Source organism: Streptomyces huasconensis, assembly GCF_021028635.1.
Classification (GTDB): domain Bacteria; phylum Actinomycetota; class Actinomycetes; order Streptomycetales; family Streptomycetaceae; genus Streptomyces; species Streptomyces huasconensis.
Window position 1 is genome coordinate 1,508,901 of sequence record NZ_CP086119.1, and the last position, 22,348, is coordinate 1,531,248.

Consider the following 22,348-nt stretch of genomic DNA (forward strand, 5'->3'; position numbering starts at 1 on the left):
GGTTCGGACGCGGACCGCTCAGAACTGGAGCGACTTCGTCTGGAGGTACTCCATCAGGCCGTGCGCGCCCAGCTCGCGCCCGACCCCCGACTGCTTGTAACCGCCGAAGGGGGCGAGCGGGTTGAAGCCACCGCCGTTGATGTCGACCTGGCCGGTGTCCATGCGGCGGGCGAAGGCCACCGCCTCCGCGTCGTCGGCCGCCCAGACCGCGCCCGCGAGACCGTACACCGTGCCGTTGGCGATCCGCAGGGCGTCGTCCTCGTCCTCGTAGCGGATGAGGGAGAGCACGGGGCCGAAGATCTCCTCCTGGGCGATGGTCATCTCCGGGGTGACGTCGGCGAAGACGGTCGGCCGGACGAAGTAGCCCTGGTCCTTGGGCGCTTCGGGGCCGCCCGCCACCAGCCGGGCGCCCTCCTCGACGCCCTTCTCGATGTAGCCGCGGACGCGCGCCTGCTGCTTGGCGTTGACGAGGGGGCCGATGCGGGGGCCGTACTTGGCCGCGGCGGCGGTGGCCAGCTCCACCGCCTCGTCGTACCGGTCGGTGTGCACCAGCATGCGGGTCCACGCGCTGCACGTCTGGCCGGAGTTGGACATGACGTTCGCGACGCCGACGGCCACGGCCTTGGCGAGGTCGGCGCTCGGCAGGATGACGTTGGCGGACTTGCCGCCCAGCTCCAGGGCGACGCGCTTGACCGCCGCGCCCGCGGTGGCGCCGATCCGCCTGCCGACCGCCGTCGAACCGGTGAACGAGACGAGGTCGACGCCCTCGTGCTCGGCGAGGGCCTGGCCCGCGACCGGGCCGAGGCCGGTGACGAGGTTGAAGACACCCGCGGGCACGCCCGCCTCGTGCACGGCCTCGGCGAAGAGCTGGGCGGTGAGCGGGGTGTCCTCGGCGGGCTTGAGCACCACCGTGCAGCCCGCCGCGAGCGCGGGGGCCACCTTGTTGACGATCTGGTGGAGGGGGTAGTTCCAGGGGGTGATCGCGCCGACCACGCCGACCGGCTCCAGGTAGACGGTGGAGTTGCCGACCTTCTCCTCGAAGGGGTGCGTCGCGGCCAGTTCGGCGTACGAACCGCAGACGGCGATCGGCACCCCGGCGTGCACGGCCTGCGCGAACGGGAGCGGTGCGCCCAGCTCGGCGGTGACGGTCGCGGCGATCTCGTCCTTGCGGGCGACGAGCCGGTCGCGGAGCGCGCCGATCAGGGCCGCGCGCTCGGCGGGCGGCGTGGCGGCCCAGTGGGGCAGGGCGGTGCGGGCGGCGCGCACCGCGGCGTCGATGTCCTCGGCGGTGCCGGCGGGGACCTGGCCGAGGGGCTGTTCGTCCGCCGGGTCGACGACCGTGATCGTGTCGGTGTCCGTGGCCGGGCGCCAGGCGCCGTCGATGTACATGCCGTCGCGGGCCTCGTACCTGCCGTCGGGGGCCTTGTACATGCCGTCGTGGGCGTTCATCGCACTCCTCCAGGTAAGTCGTCCGCAGTACAAACTAGCGTTGATAGTTTTTCGGCACCAGGGGCGGCCGGGCGGGGGGCTTTTCCGCCGCGCTCGCCGGAACAGCCGCGTCCGCCGCCTCCGCGGCCCTACTCTCGCCCGTATGCTGCTGCGCCGGAAGTTGCGGACGACCCTGGCCCTGACCGTGACCCTCGCCGCCGCCCTCGTCGGGGCGACCAAGGGGAGCGCGAGCACCGCTCGCGCCGAGGAGGGACCGCCGCGCGAGCGGCAGCTGCTGTTCTACAACCATGCCTACGGGGTCTTCGACCGGGAGACCGCCGACGCCGTCGAACACTCCCCCTACCTGCGGAAGTTCGCCGACTTCGAGGTCCGCACCACGACAGGGGCCGACGGGACCACCTGGACCGGCCGCTATCTGAAGGGCCGCGAGACCTATCTGGAGATCTTCGGCGTGGGCGACGTGCCCGACACCGCCCTCGGCAGCGCCGGCCTGGCGGTCTCCACCGAGCGCGACGGCGACCTGGCGACCGTCCTCGAACGGCTGCCGGAGCTGGGGGTCACCGACCCGCTCGAATTCCGGCAGACCCGAGACTTCGGCGACGGCGTGCCGGTGCCGTGGTTCGACGGGGTGTTCACCACCGACCAGTACGACGCCTTCGGCACCTGGGCGATGGAGTACCGGCCCGAGTACTTCGCCGACCCGCGCGGCAGGACGGAACCGCCCTCCTACCCCGGTGACGTCGGCCGGGAGCGCTACCTCCCCGACGTCTACCGCGACCGCCTGATGCGCGACGTGACCTCGGTGCGCATCGCGGTGACCGCGCGCGACCTGGAGAACTCGGTGCCACTGCTGCGGGCCGGCGGCTTCGACGTGCGCCCGACGGCGGGCGGTGGCGTCGTCGCGGACCGCGGCGGCACCACGATCCGTCTCGACGCGGTGCCGCGCGAGCGGGTGGGGCTGCGGCAGTTCACGTTCGCGCTGAACGAGGCCGTGAAGAAGCGTCACGTGGAGCGGCTGGGCCACTCGACCCTCACGGTCGGGCCGGGGGCACGCGCGGCGTGGGACTTCGAGGAGCCGCGCGGGACCGGAGCGGGACAGCCCAGCGGGATCGCCCGGCAGGACTGAACCGGCAGTGAACCGGGGCCGAAAACCCCACATTCACCGCGCATTTGCCCGGAATTTGATTTCCGTTGCATGACATACGCATGACAACGCGTCGACTCTCTTGATCTACCCCCGTGAAGGGGCCACGCTACTGCTCTCGACGGGAGCGGCACCGCACCGCTCCCGTCTGTGTGTGCGATCACGCGCACACCCCCCACAGTCGCGTCGCCCCACCACGGGCGCGCCGCCTATGAGGAGGACTCCCTCGTAATGGCAATGCCGCGTAGCAAGAAGACTGTGATCGCCGCCGCGATCTCGACCGCCGCCGCCGCTGTTCTCGGCACGGTCACCGCTCTGCCCGCCCAGGCCGCTCCCGCAGAGGGCACCGTGATCGCCGCGGGCTCCGCCGACGCGGTCAAGGGCAGCTACATCGTCACGCTGAAGAAGAGTTCCGGCCTCAAGGCCGCCACGAGCCAGGGCAAGGGCCTCATAGCCGAGTACGGCGGCTCGGTGACGAAGACCTACAAGTCCGCGCTCAACGGCTACGCCGCGAAGCTGAGCGCGGCGGAGGCGAGACGCCTCGCCGCCGACCCCGCGGTCGCCACCGTCGAGCAGAACCAGCGGGTCCGGGCCACCGCGACGCAGACCAACGCCCCCTGGGGCCTGGACCGCATCGACCAGGCCAAGCTGCCGCTCAACGGCGGCTACACCTACCCGGACACCGCGGGCTCGGGCGTCACCGCGTACATCATCGACACCGGCGTGCGCATCTCGCACTCGGAGATCAGCGGCCGCGCGGTCAACGGCTATGACGCCGTGGACGGTGACACCACCGCCCAGGACGGCAACGGCCACGGCACGCACGTCGCCACGACCGTCGCGGGCACGACGTACGGTGTCGCCAAGAAGGCCAAGGTCGTGGCCGTCCGCGTGCTCGACAACAACGGTTCCGGCACCACCGCCGGGGTCATCGCGGGCATCGACTGGGTGACCCGGCACCACACCGCCGGCGCCCCGGCCGTGGCCAACATGTCGCTCGGCGGCGGCGCCTCCACCTCGCTGGACAACGCGGTGAAGAACTCCATCGCCGACGGCGTCACCTACGCGGTCGCCGCGGGCAACGAGGGCGTCAACGCGGCGAACTCCTCCCCCGCCCGGGTCCCCGCGGCCATCACGGTGGGCGCGACCGGCAGCAACGACGCGAAGGCCAGCTGGTCCAACTACGGTTCGGTCCTGGACATCTTCGCGCCGGGCGTCTCCATCAAGGCGGGCTGGCACACCGGCGACACGGCGACCAACACCATCTCCGGTACGTCGATGGCCACGCCGCACGTCGCGGGTGCCGCGGCGATCTACCTGGCGGGGCACAGCTCGGCCACGCCGGCGCAGGTCGCTTCCGCTCTGGTGAACGGGGCCACGCCGGGTGTCGTGACCAGCCCCGGTACCGGTTCTCCGAACCGGCTTCTCAAGATCGTGCCGTAACCTGCGGTGCTGTACGGGTAGTTGCGCCCCGGGGGTTGTCGACGCCTCCGGGGCGTTGCCGTGCCGGGGCCTGTGGTGCGCTGCGGTGTTGTGCGGTGTCGTCTGCCGGGGCCTCGCCGTTGGCCCGTGCGGGACGAGTGTGGCTGGGCGCGCAGTTCCTCGCGCCCCTGGCGGGGCGGTGCCTCAGGGGTGTTTTGTGCGTGCTCCCAAGGTTGCCGCCAGTAGGAGCAGCCCGCTCAGCATTGCGAATGGGGCCGCCACGCCCGCTGCTCCTGCGAGGAGGCCCCCTGCGGCGGGGGCCGCTGTCTGGCCCAGGCGGTTGCCGGTGAGGCGTAGGGCCAGGGCCGTCGAGCGGGCGCCGGGGGGCGCGGCCTGGACGACCGTTGTCATGGAGAGCGGCTGTCCGACCCCGAGGCAGAAGCCCAGCGCGGCGAGCATCAGGGCGAGCCCCCACACCGGTACGGGCAGCGCCATGCCCGCGCACAGGACTCCGCCGAGCAGGCAGGAGCCGGTGAGCAGGGCCGTCCTGCCGAGCAGCCGGATCATCGGCGTCATCACCAGGCGGCAGGCGATGGTCGACGCGGCGCGCAGGCTCAGGAGCAGCCCTACCGTGGCGGGCGCGATGCCGCGGTGTTCGCCGACCACCGGCAGGTAGGCGGTGAGGATGTCCGTCGCGGAGAGCACGGCGAGGCTGATGAAGATGCCCGCGGAAACGCCCCGGGCGCGCAGGATGCCGAGCACCGGAACCCGCCCGTCACCCCGCCCGTCCCGCTGCCGCCCGGCCGGTGCCTGACGTACGTGCTCGATGCGCCACAGCGAGGTGAGTGACACCGTGCCGACCGCCGCCGAGACGAGCAGGGCCAGCGCACTCGTACGGCCCATGTCGGCGCCGATCAGGACGCCCGCGGCGATCGGCCCGACCAACTGGCCGAGGGAGGCGCCGATGGTGAAGTGCCCGAAGTTGCGGTCCTGTTCGTCGGGCGCGGACTGCCGGGCGACGATCGACTGCGCGCCGATCACGAAGCAGAGGTGGCCGAGTCCCATCACGCCGCTCCACGCGGCCATCGCGGCGAGTGAGCCCGCCATGCCGCTCAGCGCGCAGCCTCCGGAGATCAGGACGACGCCGAGGGGCAGCAGCGGCGCGCACCGCCCGTGGTCGGTCCTGCGGCCCAGCGGCACGGCGGCGAAGAGGGGCAGCAGGGCGTAGACGCCCGCGATGACGCCGACGGCGCGTTCGTCGGCGCCCAGCGCGAGGGCCCGGTAGGAGACGGCGGGCCGCGCCATCGACACCGCCCCCTGCGCGAAGCTGAAGGCGATGACGAGACGGAGCAGCCAGCCCCTGCCACCGGGCCCGGGTATCGCGTACGGCATCAGATGATGCCGAAGAGGATTCCGGCACCGAGCACCACCAGCGACGTGAGCACCGCCCACTTGACGGTGAACCTGGTGTGGTCGCCGAACTCGACCTTGGCCATGCCGACGAGCACGTACACGGCCGGCACGAGCGGGCTCGACATGTGCAGCGCCTGGCCGGCGATGGAGGCGCGGGCGATCTCCAGGGTGGAGACGCCGTGGGCCTGGACGGCCTCGGCCAGGACCGGCAGGACGCCGAAGTAGAAGCCGTCGTTGGACATGAAGTAGGTGAGCGGGATGGAGAGCAGGCCGGTCACCAGGCCCATGTGCGGGCCCATGCCCTCGGGGATGGCGCCGACGAGCCAGTCGGCCATGTGCTCGACCATGCCGGTGCCGGTGAGGACGCCGGTGAAGACGGCGGCGGCGAAGACCATGCCGGTGACGTTGAGGACGTTCTCCGCGTGGGCGGCGATCCGGGCCTTCTGGTCGGGCATGTGCGGGAAGTTGACCGTGAGGGCGAGCGCGGCGCCGAGCAGGAAGAGGACCGGGATCGGCAGCCACTCCATGATCATGGCGGTGAGCAGCAGGACGGTCAGGCCCGCGTTGAACCAGTAGAGCTTGGGGCGCAGGGTCGCGCGGTGCGGGTCGAGTGCCTGAAACCCGTCGTCGTCCGGGTCGTTCGAGGCGTCGGCCCCGGCACCCGCCCCGACCGCACCCGCGCCGGGACCCGAGCCGCCGGTGGCCTTCTTGATGAGCGAGGTCCGCTCCTCGCCGCCGCCCGCGCCCACGAGAACCGTCTCGTCGGCCGTCTCCTTCTCCAGCACCTCATCCAGCGACAGCACCCCGAGCCGCTTGCGCTCGCGCAGGCCCAGTGCGTACGAGAGGAGGAAGACGGCGACCAGGCCCATGGCGAGCGCGGGGATCATGGGGACGAAGATGTCGGCCGCGTCGACCTTCAGCGCGGTCGCGGCGCGGGCCGTCGGGCCGCCCCAGGGCAGGGTGTTCATGACGCCGTTGGCGGTGGCCGCGACGCCCGTCATCACGACGAGGCTCATCTTGAGGCGCTTGTACAGCGGATACATCGCAGAGACCGTGATCATGAAGGTCGTCGAGCCGTCACCGTCGAGGGAGACGATGGCGGCGAGCACGGCCGTGCCGACCACGACGCGCATCGGGTCCGCCTTGCAGAAGCGCAGGATGCCCCGGACGATCGGGTCGAAGAGGCCGACGTCGATCATGACGCCGAAGTACACGATGGCGAACATGAGCATGGCCGCCGTGGGCGCCAGATTGCCGACGCCTTCGAGGACGTACTCCCCGAGATGGGCTCCCTTTCCCACGAACACGCAGAAGAGGGCGGGGATCAGCACCAGCGCCGCGATCGGCGACATCTTCTTCATCATGATCAGCACCAGGAAGGTGGCGATCATGACGAATCCGAGGATTGTCAGCATGGGGGCTACCTAACGTTCACCATCGAACTCCCACCAGGTCTGGCGGTCCGGACGACGGTAGGACCCGCCAGGAAGCGTTAACAAGATGTTGACGCGCGAGCAATAAGCGCAAAACTCCAGGTCAACGCAGCAAAGTGGGAACGCGGCGGCGCGGCCCGGCGTCCGCGCCTCAGTCCAGCGTCCGCGCGAAGTACGCGTGCAGGAGGGTCCGGGCCTCCTCGATCAGGTCCGGGTCACCGGCGGGGCGCCCCCGGAAGGCCAGTTGGAGCACCGCGTCGACCGCCTCGACGCCGACGAGCACGGTCCGGCGCAGCCGCGCGTCCAGCGGGCCGCCGATGTGGTCCGCGAGCAGGGCCGCCACCCGCTCGGCCACCTGGACGTTCGCGTCCGGCATCGCGTCCGGGGCACAGGGCACGCCGAAGTCGACGAGACCGAAGCCGGGCACGGTGCGTTTCATCTCCAGGTACTCGTCGAAGGCGGCGTCGACGGCGCCGCGCCAGTCGGCGTGCCCGACGCCGCTCACCCGGGCGGAGACCCGCTCGGCGTAGGCGTCGAGGTTGCGGTGGGCGAGCGCGTCCGTGAGGGCGCGTTTGTTGCCGAAGAAGCGGTAGACCGAGCCGATCGGGACGCCCGCGCGCCGGGCGACCGCGCGGGTGGTCAGCTCTTCGTAGCCGACCTCGTCCAGGACGTCGGCGCAGGCGTCGAGGATGCGGGTCAGGCGCTCCGCGCTGCGCTCCTGCACGGGCACGCGGCGCAGGGAGGCCGGGGGTCTTGGTTCCTTGGGCGGGTTCCGGTGGTGCATTCCGGGAGAGTAGGGCACCGCTCGGCCTCCCGGCTTCCCCCGCCCACATTCCGGTCGCGGACCTGCGGACAACCCCCCTCCCGAGGCAGAAGGAGGGGGTTTCCCCTTGCGGAAGGAAAACCGGAATCCTACGGTGTCCCATAGGAATCGGACTTCAGGGCAGCCACGAGGGAGCGATGATGAGCGGGGACCACGTGAGGGACGCCGGCCGTGCGGGCGAGGGCGACGCGCGCAAGACGGCCGAAGGGCTGACCTATCTCTCCGGCTTCGGCAACGAACACAGCTCGGAGGCGGTGCCCGGGGCGCTCGTGCACGGCCGCAACTCCCCGCAGCGCGCCCCCCTCGGTCTCTACGCCGAGCAGCTGAGCGGTTCGGCCTTCACCGAGCCCCGCGCACACAACCGCCGCTCGTGGCTCTACCGCATCCGCCCCTCCGCCGCGCACCCCCGGTTCACCCGCGCGGACAACAGCGCAATCCGCACGGCCCCTTTCACCGAGACGGTGCCGGACCCCAACCGGCTGCGCTGGAACCCCCTCCCCGAGCCCGCGCCCGGCACGGACTTCCTGGCCGGCCTGTGGACCCTCGGCGGCAACGGCGACGCCACGCAGCGCACCGGCATGGGCATCCACCTCTACCACGCCAACTCCTCCATGGACGCACGGGTGTTCAGCGACTCGGACGGCGAACTGCTCGTCGTCCCCGAGCAGGGCGGCCTGCTGCTGCGCACCGAGTTCGGCCTGCTGCGCGCCGAGCCCGGCGAGGTCGCGCTGATCCCGCGCGGTGTCCGCTTCCGCGTGGAACTGCTCGACGCGACGGCGCGTGGGTACGTCTGCGAGAACTACGGCGCCCCCTTCCAGCTCCCCGACCTCGGCCCGATCGGCGCCAACGGCCTGGCGAACGCCCGGGACTTCCGGGCGCCCGTGGCCGCGTACGAGGAGGTCGAGGGCCCGGTGGAGGTGGTGAACAAGTTCTGCGGCAACCTCTGGCGCGCGACGTACGACCACTCCCCCCTCGATGTCGTCGCCTGGCACGGCAACCACGTGCCGTACGTCTATGACCTGCACCGCTTCAACGTCATCGGCTCGATCAGCTACGACCACCCGGACCCGTCGATCTTCACCGTGCTCACCTCGCCGTCCGACACCCCGGGCCTCGCGGGCGTCGACTTCGTCGTGTTCGCGCCGCGCTGGCTGGTGGGCGAGGACACCTTCAGGCCGCCGTACTTCCACCGGAACGTGATGAGCGAGTACATGGGCCTGATCGAAGGTGCGTACGACGCGAAAGCCGAGGGCTTCGTGCCGGGCGGTGGCTCGCTGCACAACATGATGTCCGCGCACGGCCCCGACCGCGAGACGTTCGAGAAGGCGTCGGCGGCCGACCTTAAGCCGCAGAAGATCGACGACGGCCTCGCCTTCATGTTCGAGACCCGGTGGCCGGTGACGGCGACGGAGCAGGCTGCCACCGCGTCCCACCTGCAGCGCGGCTATGACGACGTATGGCAGGGTCTGGAGCGCCACTTCCGCGACTGACGCACCGACACGCTGATTCGGAGAGACCGTGACCGCTTTCGCCCCGGACTCGATCGTCCTGAATCGGAAACTGCCGCTCTGGTACCAGGTCTCGCAGTCGCTGCGCGCCTCGATACTCGGCCGCACCCCGGACGCCCCGCTCCGGCTGCCCACGGAGGAGCAGCTGGCGGGGCACTACGGCGTGAGCGTGCTGACCATGCGGCAGGCGCTCAAGGAGCTGGAGGACGAGGGGCTCATCACCCGCCACCGGCGGCGCGGCACCTTCATCGAGCCCAGTGCGCGGCGTGGCTCGCCCGTCCGCCTCCTCGGCTCGGTCGACGCCATCGTGGCCCAGCAGTCGGGCATGACCACCCGCCTCCTCGACCACGGCACCGCCCCGCTCCCCGCCGAACTGGCCGGGCACTTCCCGGACTCCGCCGAGGTGGCGACCTACCACCGGCTGCGCAGTGACGAGAAGACGGGCGAGCCGACCAACCACGCCCGCAACTACATCCGCCCCGAACTGGCCGCCCGCGTCGACCCGGACGACCTGGTGCGCTGGCCGATGACGAAGGTCCTGCGCGACGTGGTGGGCGTGCGCATCAGCCGCATCACCGACACCGTCGAGGCCACGCTCGCCGACCCGGAGACCGCCCGCCTCCTCCAAGTGCCGCTGCTCAGCCCGATCCTGCACTACACGGGCGTCACGTACGACGAGGACGGGCGGACCCTGGACGTGGCCCGCATCCACTACCGCGGCGACCGCTTCTCCTTCTCGGTCACTCTCGACGCGACGTGAGCGGCCCGGACCGGCGCGTCGTACGATGCCGGGCGTGACGCACGACGAAGCGCCGCTGCTCGCGGATCTCATGCCGTGGTCCGTCGCACCGCTCCGGCCGGGCCGCGGGTGGCCGATGGGACCGGACGCCGCCTCCCTGAAGGCCCGCTGGGCGGCCCTCGTCCGCGCGCGGGGCGCCGACCGCGAGGCGCTGTTCCGCCCGACCCGCTCCCGCACGCTGCACACCGCGGTCGCCCAACTCCCGGGCCACCAGGGCGGTACGGTCCGCCTCGCCAGGGAGGGCGGCCCGTGCCCCGAGCCCGTCCGGGTCCTCCACGGCCCCTTCGACGAGCAGTGGCTGATCCCCGACCACCGCCTCATCGACGTCGCCCGGCCCGAGCTGTGGCGCGTCGCCGGCGCGGGGCAGCTCTTCGTGGTCGAGCAGGGGTACGTCGCCGGGGCCGCGGGGCCCGCGGTCCTCGCCTCGGCCGTGCTGCCGGACGGTCACTCCCCGGCCGGGCGGCCGGGGCGCATCCGGCCGCTCTTCCGCCGCCCGGGGGGCCTGGAGCCCAACGTGGCGCCCGGGCTGCTCCCGTATCTCTCCCGGGCGCTGGACCAGGAGGTCACGGCCCGCGCGCTGCTCGCGTGGGTGCTCGCCACGGCGTCCGGCTCGGCGGCGGGCTGCCGGGTGCCGCTCACGGCGGACGCCGGAGTGTGGGCGCGGGGCGTGGAGCTGGGGGAACGGCTGCTGTGGCTGCAGGTGCGCGGCGACGGCGAGCGCCCGAAGCTGCCCGGCGGGCGCAGGCCCTACGTCCGCGCGCCCCTGCCCGCGCGCCCGGGCTCACTGGCGTACGACGCCGAGGAACGGGTGCTGCGCGTCGGCGAGGTGGGGGTGATCTCGCCGGTGCCGCGTGAGGCGTGGGCGTTCGAGGTGGGCGGGGTGCGGGTGATCGAGCGGTGGTTCGGGGCGCGTGCGGCGGGCGGGGACGCCGGGCCGGGGACGCTGGAGGCCATCCGGCCGGCGACGTGGCCGCAGGCCTGGACGTCGGAGCTGCTGGAGCTGATCACAGTTCTCGCGCTGATGGCGGAAGTGGCGCCGCGGCAGCGGGAGTTGGCGACGGGGGCGGATCGCCGGATCACCGTGGACGAGCTGGGCGGGGCGGGTGTGCTGCCCGTGCCGGACGGGGCGCGGCGCCCCGCGTCCGTCCTCGATCACCGCGAAGAGGGGCCGGACGGGCAGTTCGCGCTGATCTGAGCCGCGTGAGACGTGGCCGCGCGAGTCGTGACGCGTGTGCCACGTGACCGCGCGTCACGTGACAGGGGAGGAGGGTGAGCGGGTGGGTGGGAAAGATCCGCCGCGGAGCGGCGGCTCAGTCCCGGGGACCACCCGTGGTCAGCGTCCGCCGAAAAGCGACCGCCGCAGCCTGCGCAGCGGCGCGAAGAGCGAGACGTGCCTCACTCGAGAGCCCCTGCTGCTACGGGCATGCACGGCGTCACGTGACGTGAGCTCACGCATCAGCAGCGTCGCCTCGTGCGCCTCACGCTGCGGGACGGCAGGGCCGCCCAGCACCGAGAGGTGACGGTCGAGGCGCGAGCTGCTCGCGCTGCTCCCGCAAGTGATCGCAGGGACACGCGCCCTGCTGCGCACCGTTATCTGTTCCATGTCACTCCCCACCCGTACGAGGGCACCCGGCCCAGGGCAGGTTAACCCTATCGCCCCGTCCTCACACACGCGTATCCCGGTCACGGGATTCACCTCCCCCACAAGGGGGTTGACGATTACACTCCGAATACGGTTGATTGCAGGGTGAGTTGGACATACAGCCCGGCGTCACTCCGGTCCATGGCCTGCCGCGTGGGCTATCTCACCTGTCGTCATGGCTCCGGGCGGTTGCTACGTTTGTGGAGCATCGCACCGCTGCGGATGGGGGCGCCCCGTGAGTCGGCCAGAGCGTGTGATCGCCGGGCGGTACCGCCTCCTGGCGCCGCTGGGCGAGGGCGGCATGGGCACCGTGTGGCGGGCCCGGGACGACGTGCTCGGGCGCGAGGTCGCCGTCAAGGAGGTGTGCGCCCCGGCCGGGCTCCCGGCGAGCGAGGCCGGCCGGCTCTACGCCCGCGTGGAGCGCGAGGCGTGGGCCGCCGCCCGCATCCCCCACCGGAACGTGGTCACCGTCCACGACGTCGCGCGGCAGGAGGGCCGCCCGTGGATCGTGATGGAGCTGGTGCGGGGCCTCTCGCTCTCCGACGTATTGGACGCGGAGGGCGCCCTGCCGCCGCGGCGCGCCGCCCGCGTCGGCGCCGAGGTGCTCGCGGCCCTGCGCGCCGCCCATGACGCCGGGGTCCTGCACCGCGACGTCAAGCCCGGCAACGTACTGATCGCCAATGACGGCCGCGTGGTCCTCACGGACTTCGGCATCGCGACGGTCGGGGGCGGTTCCGCGCCGACGGTGACCGGTGAGGCCGTCGGCTCGTCCGAATTCCTGGCGCCGGAGCGGGTGTTGGGGCGGCCCCACGGTCCCGCGTCCGATCTCTGGTCCCTCGGTGTGCTGCTCCACACGGCCGTCGAGGGCAGTTCGCCGTTCCGCCGGGACACCCCGCTGGGCACGCTGCGCGCGGTCGTGGACGAGGAGGCGCCGCCCGCGCGCGCCGCGGGGCCGCTCACCCCCGTCATCGTGGGTCTGCTGCGCAAGGACCCGGCCGAGCGGATGCCGGCGGCCGACGCCGAGCGCGATCTGCGGCTCATCGTCTCGGGCGGCAGACCGCTCACCCCCGAGACCTCGAACATCGAGAACCCGAACACCGGGACCCCGGCCACCGGGACTCCGCTCCCCCACCCGCCGACCGCCAAGGCCGAAGGCGCGTCGTCCGGCTCCACGCCGCCCGCCCCCGCCGCCCCGGACACCACGACGACCGGGCCGACCGGGCCGACCGGGCCGACCCGCCGCAGCCGCACGGTGGCCGTCCTGATCGCCGGGCTCATCGCCCTGGCACTGGCCCTCGGCGGACTCACGTACGCACTGGTCAGCCGCGACGACGGCGGTGACGACGGTTCGAGCGGCCGTGGGAGGGGCGGTTCGGCCCCTCCCACGGCCGGCCTGGGTCAGGCCGCCGAGGTGAACACGGGGAGGTAGCCACCGGACTGTCCGGCGGCGGTCGGGTGGTAGGACTCGCCGATGTTGAGCCAGTTCACGCTGTGCAGCCACGCGCTGCCCGAGCAGATCTCGTGGCCGGTGAAGGTGCGGGTGACGTCGCCGAAGGTGAAGCCGTGGTCGGCGGCGCGCTTGGCGGTGGCGGTGTTGAGGTAGTCGGCCGCGTCGTTGATGGCGGCCCGCTCGCGCTCGGTGAGGCCGCTCGTGCAGGAGCCGTTCAGCTTGTAGAAGCGGGGGTAGCCGAGCACCACCACGCGGGCGGAGGGAGCCTTGGCGTCGATCGCCGAGTAGACCTTGTCGAGGTTGCCGGGGAGTGTGGAGTCGACGTACGCGCGTGCCTGGGCGATGCGGGCCAGGCAGCTGCTCTCGGACTGGAGCACACACGTCGTCATGACGTCGGCAAAGCCCGCGTCGTTGCCTCCGACGGTGATCGAGACGAGGCCCGTTCCGGAGCCGAGCGAGCCCAGTTGCTTCGTCAGAACATCACCCGTACGGGCGCCCGCGCACGCCGCGAAGGTGAAGCTGGAGGGTGAGTTCGCGGCCGCCCAGAGTGCCGGGTAGGCGCGCTTGGTGCGCTTGCAGTCGCCGCTGGCGCTGTCGTAGTTGCCGGCGCCGACGCCCGAGGAGTAGGAGTCGCCGAGCGCCACATAGCCGGTGGCTGCCGCGTTCTGGTCCGCTTGTGCCGCCGTGGCCCCGGTGAGGGCGCAGGCGGCGGCGAGGAGGAGTGAGGACGTGTATGCCGTGATGCGGGACAATCTCATGGAACCTCCCTTAGCAGGGTTTCCGCCGAGACCGTGGTAGCACGCACTCCGGCCAGTCGATAGTGCGCATGTCAACGAATTGGCGCGCAATTCCCCTGGGAGCACCGGAAGTTCACCCCCGTCACAGAGGCCGGGAGGGGAACACCTGCACGCCCCCTCCGTACCTTGACGGGCCGCGGGGACTGCGCGACATTGAAGCCCGGCATCCGGCGCGTCGGGGGGCGAAGTCGCCAATGCAGACCATCGGGATCAAGGCACCGCCGGCGGACACGGGGCGGCGCACCGGGCGGCGTCGCGACGGGGATCTGCCGCCGCTGATCGCGGGAGCGGCCGTCGCCGTGGGGGGCGTCGGCGCCGTGCTCGCGCTCGTCGACCTGAGTTCGCCGCTGCGCGGCCCCTGCACCCTCTTCTTCCTCCTCGCCGCGCCTTCGGCGGCGCTCGCCGCGGCGCTGCGCTCGCTGGACCCGTGGGGCCGCGCCGTGGCCTGCGTCGCCGGTGCCGTCGCGGTCAACCTCCTGGTGGCGCAGGCCATGCTGGCGCTGCAGGTGTGGTCGGTGCGCGGCGGGGTCGTCGCCGTCGCCGGCCTCAGCGCGCTCGCCCTCCTGCTGACCGCCGCACGGCGCCCGCGCCGCCGTGCGGCGAGAAGGTGACCGCCTGACGTGAACATCACCGTGCACCGCCCCGGCGAACTCACCGCCGCCGACCGGGCGGCATGGACCGCCCTGCAGTCCAAGGCACATCTCGACGGCGCGCCCGAACTGGCCAACCCCTTCCTCGCCCCGGAGTTCGCCCTCGCCACGGCGCACGGGCGGCGCGGGGTGCGCGTCGCCGTCGTACGCGAGGACGGCGAACCGGCGGCGTTCTTCCCCTTCCAGCGGTCCGTCACCGGCGTGGGCCGGGCCGTCGGTCTCGGCGTCTCGGACTGCCAGGGGCTGGTGCACCGCCCCGGCTTCCGCTGGGACGCCCGGGAGCTGCTGCGCGCCTGTGGGCTCGTGCTGTGGGAGTTCGATCACCTGGTCGGCGGCCAGGGGCCGTTCGAGGCGGGCGCCGGGGGCGGCGTCCGCGCCTTCCCCTCCCCCGTCATCGACGTCGACCAGGGCTACGACACCTACCTCGGCCACCTGCGTGAGCGCTCCCCGAAGTTCACCCGGACGACCCTCGCCAAGGAGCGCCGGCTCGGCCGCGACCACGGAGCGGTGCGCTACGTCCACGACGAGCGCGACCCCGCGGCCCTGGCCGCCCTGATGGGGTGGAAGTCGGCGCAGTACCGCAGGACGGGACGCAGCGACCGCTTCGCGCACCCCTGGATCACCGAGCTGGTCCGCCGGCTCTTCCACACCAGGACCGGGTCGTTCGCCGGAGTCCTGTCGGTGCTCTACGCGTCCGACGTGCCGGTCGCGGCGCACTTCGGGCTGCGCAGCGAGCGGGTCCTCGCCTGCTGGTTCCCCGCGTACGACCCGGCGTTCGCCAAGTACTCGCCCGGCCTGGTCCTGCACCTGCGCATGGCCGAGGCGGCCGCCGCCGACGGGATCGCGTACCTCGACCTCGGCCGCGGCCAGAAGGACTACAAGGACTCCCTCAAGACACGCGAACTGGCCGTGTCCGAGGGGTGGGTGGCGCTGCGCCACCCGGTGGCTCTCGGACACCGGGCGCGGCGCGCCCCGGTGCGGGCGCTGCGGAACACCGTGCTGTCCAGGCCGGAATTCTTCGGACCGGCCGATAAATTGCTCAAGCGGATCGGCGAAATCCGAGCGCTGGGAAAGGAATCAAGGAATAGAGCAGTCCGAAGGTAATCGTCTGGATTGCTCACATCATGAGAAACGTGAGGCCGCGTTCCAGGTCTTGCCATACAGTCTTCATCATCAATACCGTCGTACATCCACCCGCAACGGTCCATCACGCAATGCGATCAAGGGGAGGGCTCGAGATCGCGATGGCACCGGTGCGGGGCGCGGTAGGGGGGTGCCGTGCCCGGTGATCGCTCTTCGGCCGGGTCACGTCCCGCGCGATGCCAGCTCGCCCGGCATGCACGGAGATCTCTTTCGGCATGCTCGGGTGAGAACCCCCCTTTCGAACCGGATCAATTACCGGACCGCCCGGGGGCGGGCGGTCCACCGGACGAGAGGGACCACCGAAATCATGACTTCTTCTGTGCGCCCGGCGGACGCCGGGCAGGACCCGTTGGAAGAGATCTCCAGGCATTACCGCCCGATCTCCACGCACTTGGCGATCACACCGCCGGTGAGTGTGGTGATACCGGCGATGAACGAAGCGGAGAATCTTCCCTACGTATTCAAGACACTGCCCGAGTGGATACACGAGGTCGTCCTCGTGGACGGCAACTCCACCGATGACACGGTGGCCGTCGCCCGCGAGCTGCGGCCGGACGTGAAGGTCGTCCGCCAGCTCGGCAGGGGCAAGGGCGACGCCCTGATCACCGGCTTCGCCGCGTGCACGGGCGACATCATCGTGATGGTCGACGCGGACGGCTCCGCCGACGGCCAGGAGATCGTCTCCTACGTCTCCGCCCTGGTCTCGGGCGCGGACTTCGCCAAGGGCTCGCGGTTCGCCAACGGCGGCGGCACGGACGACATGACGCCGATCCGCAAGCTCGGCAACCACGTCCTGTGCTCCGTGGTCAACGCCAAGTTCGGCGCGCGCTACACCGACCTGTGCTACGGCTACAACGCGTTCTGGCGGCACTGCCTCGACAAGATCGAGCTGGACTGCACCGGGTTCGAGGTCGAGACCCTGATGAACATCCGGGTCGTCAAGGCCGGGCTCAAGGTGCAGGAGATCCCGAGCCACGAGTACCTGCGGATTCACGGCGCCAGCAACCTCAGGGCCGTCCGCGACGGCATCCGCGTACTGAAGGTGATCCTCGCCGAGCGCTCCGGCCGCAGACGCGGCGGTGCCCGGCGCAGGGGCACCCGGGGCCTTCCCTTCGGCAAGGGCCAGGGAGAGGTGTCTTGAGCACGGACATATCCGTCGTCATCTGCGTGTACACCGAGGACCGCTGGGAGGACATCCTCGCGGCGGTCTCCTCGGTGCGCGCGCAGTCCCGGACGGCCCTGGAGACGCTGCTCGTGGTCGACCACAACGCCTCGCTCCTGGACCGCCTCACCGGGGAGTACGAGGAGTGCGCGGCGACCGGGGAGGTGCGGGTGCTCGCCAACGCGGGCCCCCGCGGCCTCTCGGCGAGCCGCAACACCGGCATCGCCGCCGCACGCGGCTCCGTCATCGCCTTCCTCGACGACGACGCCGTCGCCGAGCGGGACTGGTTGCGCCACTTCGCCGAGGGGTTCGAGGACCCGCGGGTGTTCGCCGTCGGCGGGCGCACCCTGCCCGTGTGGGAGTCCGGGCGGCGGCCCGCCTGGTTCCCCGAGGAGTTCGACTGGGTCGTCGGCTGTACGTACAAGGGACACCCCGAGGGCCGCGCGCGGGTGCGCAACGTCCTCGGGGGCAACGCCTCCTTCCGCCGCTCCGCCTTCGACATCGCGGGCGGCTTCGCGACCGGCATCGGCAGGGGCGGCGACAGGCGGCCGCTGGGCTGCGAGGAGACGGAGTTCTGCATCCGCCTCACCCGGGCCCGGCCGGACGCGGTCCTCCTGGTCGACGACCGCGCGGTGATCCACCACCGGGTGCCCGCCGCGCGGGAGCGGTTCCCCTACTTCCGTACGCGGGCGTACGCCGAGGGCCTCTCGAAGGCGCTGGTGGCCCGGAGCGTCGGCGCGGGCAAGGGCCTTGAGTCCGAGCGGCGCTACACCACGCGGGTGCTGCCCGCAGGGGTGGGCCGCGGCCTGCGCGACGCCGTCCTCGGGCGGCCCGGCGGCGCGGGCCGCGCGGGCGCCATCGTGGCGGGCGTCGCCGCCGCAGCCGGGGGGTTCGTGGCCGGGAGCGTCCGTGCGCGCAGGGAGTCCGCCACGTTCTCCGCCGCCGAGGGGGCGGCCCCGTGAGCGACGACAGACGCGTGCCGATCCTGATGTACCACTCCGTCGCGCGGCTGCCGAACGCGGCGACGCACGACCTGTCGGTGGCGCCCGACGCGTTCGCCCGCCAGATGGAGGTGCTCGGCGAGCGGGGGTTCACCCCGCTCACCACCGCTCAACTGGCCGCGGCCTGGCGCTCGCCGGGCGGTCCGCTGCCCGACCGCCCCGTCCTGATCACCTTCGACGACGGCTACGAGGGCGTGCACCGCCACGCGCTGCCCGTGCTCGCCCGGCACGGCTTCGCCTCCACCCTGTTCGTCTCCACGGGCTGGCTGCGCGGGGAGCACGACACCGGGGGCGGCCTCGACCTCATGCTCGACTGGGACCAGGTGCGCGAACTGGCCGCCGCGGGCACCGAGATCGGCGGGCACAGCCACACCCACCCCGAACTCGACCAGCTCGGCGACGAGGAGCTGCGGACGGAGCTGGGCCGCTGCCGGGACATCGTGGCCGGCGAGCTGGGCGCCCCGCCCGCCTCCTTCGCGTACCCGTACGGCTACTCCAGCCGTCGGGTGCGCGGCCGAGTGCGGGAGGCGGGGTTCGCGCAGTCGCTCGCCGTCGGCAACCGTCTGGCCCGCCGTGCCCAGGGGCCCTACGCTCTGCGGCGGGTCACCGTGCGCCGCTCCACCGGGGACGAGGAGTTCGAGCGCCTCGTGGAGGGCCGCGCGATCACCCGCACGTTCGCCAGGGACCACGCCCTGACCAAGGGGTACGCCGTGGTCCGCCGAGCCCGACAGGTCCGCCGGAAGGCCATCCGTTCCCGTGTCTGACACGACCACCGCCCAGGCCGGTTCCGCCGACGCCGGGGGGCGGCCGCCGTCCGGTCCGTCCGGCAGGCCGCGCGGCATCCGCCTGCCGGGGGCGGGCCGCGGCAGCCCGCTGTTCCGCAACGCCTACGCGCTGATGCTCAACACGGGCATCTCCGGTGTGCTCGGCGTCGGCTTCTGGCTGGCCGCCGCCCGCTACTACTCGGAGTCGGCGGTCGGCCAGGGCTCGGCGGCGATCGCGGCGATGAAGCTGCTCGCCGGGCTCACCGCCGTGACGCTGACCGGCGCGCTGGCGCGGTTCATCCCGATCGCGGGCCGCGCCACCGGCCGCCTCATCTTCCGTACGTACGCGAGCAGTTCGGTGGCGGTGGCGCTCGCGGCCGGGGCCTTCCTGCTCACCCTCGACCTGTGGGGGCCCTCGTACCGCTTCCTGCACGGGCCCGTGCACGGCGTCGGGTTCGTCCTCGCCGTCGTGGCCTGGTCGGTGCTGACCCTCCAGGACGGTGTGCTCACCGGGCTGCGCAACGCGCTGTGGGTGCCCGTCGGCACCACCGCCTTCTCCGTGGCCAAGCTGGTGCTGCTCATCGCGATGGCGGCGGCGATCCCCACCGCGGGTGTCTTCGTCTCGTGGGTCGCCGCGATCCTCGTCTCGGTGCTCCCGATGGGCTGGCTGGTCTTCCGGCGCCTGGTGCCGCGCCATGTGAAGGTGACCGCGGGCCGGGCGAGGCCGCCGACGGTGCAGGAGATCGGCCGTTTCCTCGCGGGCGACTACACCGGCTCGCTCTTCTCGCTGGCCGTGGTCTATCTCGTGCCGGTGATCGTCGCCTCGCAGGTCAGCTCGGTCGACAACGCGTACTTCTACATCACCACCACCATCGGCGGCACCGTCAACCTCCTCGCCGTCAACATGGGTGCCTCGCTCACCGTCGAGGGCGCGCACGACCCGGCGCTGCTGGCCGCCCACACCCGTGCCGCGCTGCGCCGGATGGCCGTGATCATGCTGCCGGTGTGCTGCGTCCTCTTCCTGGCCGCGCCGCTCGTGCTGCGCATGTTCGGCCAGGCGTACGCGGACGCCGGCACTCCCCTGCTGCGCTGGTTCGCCGTGGGGGCGCTGCTGCGGGTGGTCATGGAGACGTACTTCGCGGTGCGGCGCGCCCAGAGCAAGACCTCCGGGATCGCCTGGCTCCAGGGGCTGCTGTGCGTGCTGGTCCTCGGCCTCACGCTGATCCTGCTGCCGCGGATGGGGCTGACCGGCGCGGGCATCGCGGAGATCTCCAGTCTGGCCGTGATCGTGGCGATCGCGGCACCCAAGCTGTACCGCGTGACGCGGGCGGCCTCCCCGAGCGGACCGGCCGGTGGCGCGGCCGCCCCGGACAGGCGCCCGGCGAAGGAGCGGCACGGGCCCGCCTGGGCGCTGCGGGAGTCACTGGACTCGGACACGCTCCAACTCGCCGTACAGCTCGACTTCGAACACCAGGAGCGCAGGCCGGACGTGCGGCCCGGCCCGCCCGTGGCCCAGAGCGAGGGGGACGAGATGGAGCACCGGCCCACGTGGGCGCTGAGAACCCCGGCCGCCGCGCCGCCCCCGCCTCCCGCGGAGCCCTCGGAGCCGTCACAGCCCTCGCTGCCCTCGCAGCCTGTGGAGCGTTCGGAGGCGTCGCGGGAGGAATCCGCCGCGCCCGGCGCCGTCGAGGAGCCGGCACACGACGGGCCCGCTGCGCCGCGCGCCCGTCGGCTCCGCGCCCTGCTCGTCGCGCTGCTGCTCGCCGCCGCGCTCGCCCTGTACTGGCTGCCCGCCCTCGGTCTCGGCGAGGAGGATCTCGACGGGATGGGCGGGCTCGGCCTGGTCTCCGTCCTGCCGGTGCCCACACTGGTGGGCGCCGCGCTCCTGATCGTCGTGTTCGCCGTGCTGCTGTGGATGGACCGGCCCCTCAAGGGCCTCCTGCTGGTGACGCTGCTCGCCACCGTCGTGTCACTGCACGCGCTGCCCGCCGTCATCGAGGCCGAGCCGCGGTTCGCCACGGCCTGGCAGCACCTGGGCTTCCTGGAGTACATCGACCGGACGGGCACCGCCGTCCCCGACCTCGACGCGCGCTGGAGCTGGCCCGGCTTCTTCGCCGCGGCCACGTTCGTCGCGAAGGCGTGCGGTGTCTCGGACATGACCGAGGTGATCCGCTGGTGGCCGACCGCCATGCAACTGCTCTACCTCGCGCCGATGTTCCTGCTGGTGCGCTCGATGCGGGCGGCCTGGCGCGCCAAGTGGGCGGGGCTGTGGATCTACGTGCTGAGCGGCTGGGTCGGCCAGGACTACTTCTCCCCGCAGGGCTTCACGTACCTGCTCTACCTCGCCTTCGTCGCCGTACTCCTGGTGTGGTTCCGCGCCCCGCGCGTGCTGTGGGCCAAGCGGCGTCCCGGGGAGAGCGAGGTCGAGCCGACGGGCCGCCGGGAGCGCGCCGTGCTGCTCCTGGTCCTCGTCGGCCTCTTCGCGGCGACCGTGCCCGCGCACCAGCTGACGCCGTTCGTGATGCTCGGCGTCCTCACGGTGCTGGTCCTGGTCGGCCGCTCGGAGCTGCGCGGCCTGCCGCTGCTGTGCACGGTGATGGTCCTCGCCTGGCTGGGCTTCCTCGCCGAGCCGTACTGGTCGGGCCATTTCGACGAGCTGTTCGGCGGGATCGGCGGCGTCGGCGGCAACGTGTCGTCGTCGGTCTCCGGCCGCATCGAGGGCGGCAGTTCGACGCACCAACTGGTGCTGTACGCGCGCGTGGCGATGGCCGGCGCGGTCCTGGCGTTCGCCTGCTGGGGCTGGTGGCGGCGGCGCCTGTGCAAGTACAGCGAGCGCTCGCTCCTGGTCCTCACCTTCGTGCCGTTCCTCGGTTTCGGCATGCAGTCGTACGGCGGTGAGATGGCCCTGCGGGTCTTCATGTTCGCGCTGCCGGGCGCGGCCCTGCTCGCCGGTCTTGCGCTCTTCCCGCGCGCGGGCGTCACGGCGGAGGAGCGGGACCGCGACCGGGTGAGCCTCGCGCCGCTGGCCGCGCTGATGGCCGGGCTCGTGCTGGTGGGCGGCTTCCTGGTGGCGCGCTGGGGCAACGAGCCCTTCGAGCGCGTCCGGCCCGGCGAGGTCGCCGCGATGGAGTACGTGTACGCGCACGACGACCCGACGGTGCGGCTGCTGTGGCTGAGCGACGACCCGGTCGGAAAGGTGACCCCGGCGCTGCCGTGGGGCGCCCGGGACATGGAGAAGGTCCGCTACGTCCCCACGCTCGCGCCCGCCGACCCGGTCCTGGTCTCCGGCCTGGTCAAGGCGCTCAGGGACGCGGGGCCGCAGTCGTACCTGATGGTCAACCGCGGCCAGTCGACCTCTCTCCAGCTGGACGCGGGCTACGCGCGCACCTGGGAGCAGCGGCTGCTGCGCCACCTCGACGACCGCGGGGAGCTGCGGAAGGTCTTCGCCAACGACGACGCGGCCCTCTACAGCCTGCGGGAGCAGCCGGACGGCAGGGTGCCCGAGGCCGACCCGGGGCCGGTCGGGCCGCGGGTGACGTGGACGCCGTGGTCGGTGGTGGGCGCGCTGGCCGCCGTCGCGCTCGTGCTGCTGCTCACCACGCGCGAGGTGGTGCGGGTGGCGGCGGCGCCGAGCGTGCGGCAGCAGCGGTGGCTGCAGGGCAGCTTCTGGTTCTCGCTGCCGCTGCTGGCGGTGCTGCTGGCGTCGCTGGTCCAGCGGTTCGTGACGATGGCGTGAGCGGGGCAGGGG

At 72.5% G+C, this 22,348-nt stretch carries 18 protein-coding genes; 12 read left to right on the forward strand and 6 right to left on the reverse strand.

All coding sequences use genetic code 11. From position 1 onward, the window contains the following. Nucleotides 1-18 precede the first annotated feature (18 nt). On the reverse strand, nt 19-1,431 hold the full coding sequence (locus J2N69_RS06780) for an aldehyde dehydrogenase family protein (protein WP_230904612.1): 1,413 nt from the start codon (nt 1,429-1,431) through the stop codon (nt 19-21). Between the two features lie 160 nt (nt 1,432-1,591). On the opposite strand from J2N69_RS06780, the gene J2N69_RS06785 reads away from it, so the two are divergent. After that, nucleotides 1,592-2,575, forward strand: a complete 984-nt coding sequence (locus J2N69_RS06785) for a DUF5829 family protein (protein WP_230899924.1) — start codon at nt 1,592-1,594, stop codon at nt 2,573-2,575. A gap of 249 nt (nt 2,576-2,824) precedes the next feature. Next, a complete protein-coding gene (locus J2N69_RS06790; protein WP_230899925.1) occupies nt 2,825-4,036 on the forward strand; it encodes a S8 family peptidase in 1,212 nt (403 codons plus the stop codon). A 183-nt stretch (nt 4,037-4,219) separates the two neighbouring features. Here J2N69_RS06790 and J2N69_RS06795 read toward each other — a convergent pair whose 3' ends face one another. The 3 genes from J2N69_RS06795 to J2N69_RS06805 all read right to left on the reverse strand — a co-directional run bounded on the left by J2N69_RS06795 (nt 4,220) and on the right by J2N69_RS06805 (nt 7,645). Next, the gene (locus J2N69_RS06795) at nt 4,220-5,407 is read right to left on the reverse strand and encodes an MFS transporter (protein WP_230899926.1); all 1,188 of its coding nucleotides are present in this window, start codon (nt 5,405-5,407) and stop codon (nt 4,220-4,222) included. Beyond that, nucleotides 5,407-6,843 (reverse strand): CitMHS family transporter, encoded by a 1,437-nt coding sequence (locus J2N69_RS06800; protein ID WP_230899927.1) that lies wholly within the window; start codon nt 6,841-6,843, stop codon nt 5,407-5,409. The genes J2N69_RS06795 and J2N69_RS06800 overlap by 1 nt, the downstream gene beginning before the upstream one ends. A 169-nt stretch (nt 6,844-7,012) precedes the next feature. Further along, complete coding sequence (locus J2N69_RS06805) at nt 7,013-7,645, reverse strand: TetR/AcrR family transcriptional regulator (protein WP_230899928.1); 633 nt, start codon at nt 7,643-7,645, stop codon at nt 7,013-7,015. A gap of 179 nt (nt 7,646-7,824) precedes the next feature. On the opposite strand from J2N69_RS06805, the gene hmgA reads away from it, so the two are divergent. Genes hmgA through J2N69_RS06820 form a run of 3 tightly spaced genes read left to right on the forward strand, consistent with a single transcriptional unit; the run spans nt 7,825 to nt 11,186 of the window. Continuing rightward, on the forward strand, nt 7,825-9,174 hold the full coding sequence (hmgA, locus tag J2N69_RS06810) for a homogentisate 1,2-dioxygenase (RefSeq protein WP_230899929.1): 1,350 nt from the start codon (nt 7,825-7,827) through the stop codon (nt 9,172-9,174). 28 nt (nt 9,175-9,202) lie between these two features. Beyond that, complete coding sequence (locus J2N69_RS06815; protein ID WP_230899930.1) at nt 9,203-9,952, forward strand: GntR family transcriptional regulator; 750 nt, start codon at nt 9,203-9,205, stop codon at nt 9,950-9,952. Nucleotides 9,953-9,977: 25 nt separating this feature from the next. Further along, a complete protein-coding gene (locus J2N69_RS06820) occupies nt 9,978-11,186 on the forward strand; it encodes a type ISP restriction/modification enzyme (protein WP_230899931.1) in 1,209 nt (402 codons plus the stop codon). A 138-nt stretch (nt 11,187-11,324) separates the two neighbouring features. Here the strand turns inward: J2N69_RS06820 and J2N69_RS06825 are convergent, their stop codons facing one another. Continuing rightward, nucleotides 11,325-11,594, reverse strand: coding sequence for a hypothetical protein (locus J2N69_RS06825; protein ID WP_127909301.1), 270 nt, complete (start codon nt 11,592-11,594; stop codon nt 11,325-11,327). A gap of 274 nt (nt 11,595-11,868) precedes the next feature. Between J2N69_RS06825 and J2N69_RS06830 the strand changes: the two genes are divergently transcribed. Next, entirely contained in the window at nt 11,869-13,062 is a 1,194-nt protein-coding gene (locus tag J2N69_RS06830) for a serine/threonine-protein kinase (protein WP_408056684.1), read from the forward strand. Here J2N69_RS06830 and J2N69_RS06835 read toward each other — a convergent pair. After that, a complete protein-coding gene (locus J2N69_RS06835; protein ID WP_230899932.1) occupies nt 13,032-13,841 on the reverse strand; it encodes an SGNH/GDSL hydrolase family protein in 810 nt (269 codons plus the stop codon). The genes J2N69_RS06830 and J2N69_RS06835 overlap by 31 nt on opposite strands. A gap of 233 nt (nt 13,842-14,074) precedes the next feature. On the opposite strand from J2N69_RS06835, the gene J2N69_RS06840 reads away from it, so the two are divergent. The 6 genes from J2N69_RS06840 (at nt 14,075) to J2N69_RS06865 (ending at nt 22,336) form a co-directional block, all read left to right on the forward strand. Beyond that, the gene (locus J2N69_RS06840; RefSeq protein WP_230899933.1) at nt 14,075-14,491 is read left to right on the forward strand and encodes a hypothetical protein; all 417 of its coding nucleotides are present in this window, start codon (nt 14,075-14,077) and stop codon (nt 14,489-14,491) included. A gap of 9 nt (nt 14,492-14,500) precedes the next feature. Continuing rightward, nucleotides 14,501-15,634, forward strand: coding sequence for a GNAT family N-acetyltransferase (locus J2N69_RS06845; protein ID WP_230899934.1), 1,134 nt, complete (start codon nt 14,501-14,503; stop codon nt 15,632-15,634). A 346-nt stretch (nt 15,635-15,980) separates the two neighbouring features. Continuing rightward, entirely contained in the window at nt 15,981-16,814 is an 834-nt protein-coding gene (locus J2N69_RS06850) for a glycosyltransferase family 2 protein (RefSeq protein ID WP_230899935.1), read from the forward strand. Then, the gene (locus J2N69_RS06855; protein WP_230899936.1) at nt 16,811-17,797 is read left to right on the forward strand and encodes a glycosyltransferase family 2 protein; all 987 of its coding nucleotides are present in this window, start codon (nt 16,811-16,813) and stop codon (nt 17,795-17,797) included. Before J2N69_RS06850 ends, J2N69_RS06855 begins: the two co-directional genes overlap by 4 nt. 26 nt (nt 17,798-17,823) lie before the next feature. Then, nucleotides 17,824-18,600, forward strand: coding sequence for a polysaccharide deacetylase family protein (locus tag J2N69_RS06860; RefSeq protein WP_230904613.1), 777 nt, complete (start codon nt 17,824-17,826; stop codon nt 18,598-18,600). Next, nucleotides 18,593-22,336 (forward strand): lipopolysaccharide biosynthesis protein, encoded by a 3,744-nt coding sequence (locus J2N69_RS06865; protein WP_230899937.1) that lies wholly within the window; start codon nt 18,593-18,595, stop codon nt 22,334-22,336. The genes J2N69_RS06860 and J2N69_RS06865 overlap by 8 nt, the downstream gene beginning before the upstream one ends. Nucleotides 22,337-22,348 lie beyond the last annotated feature (12 nt).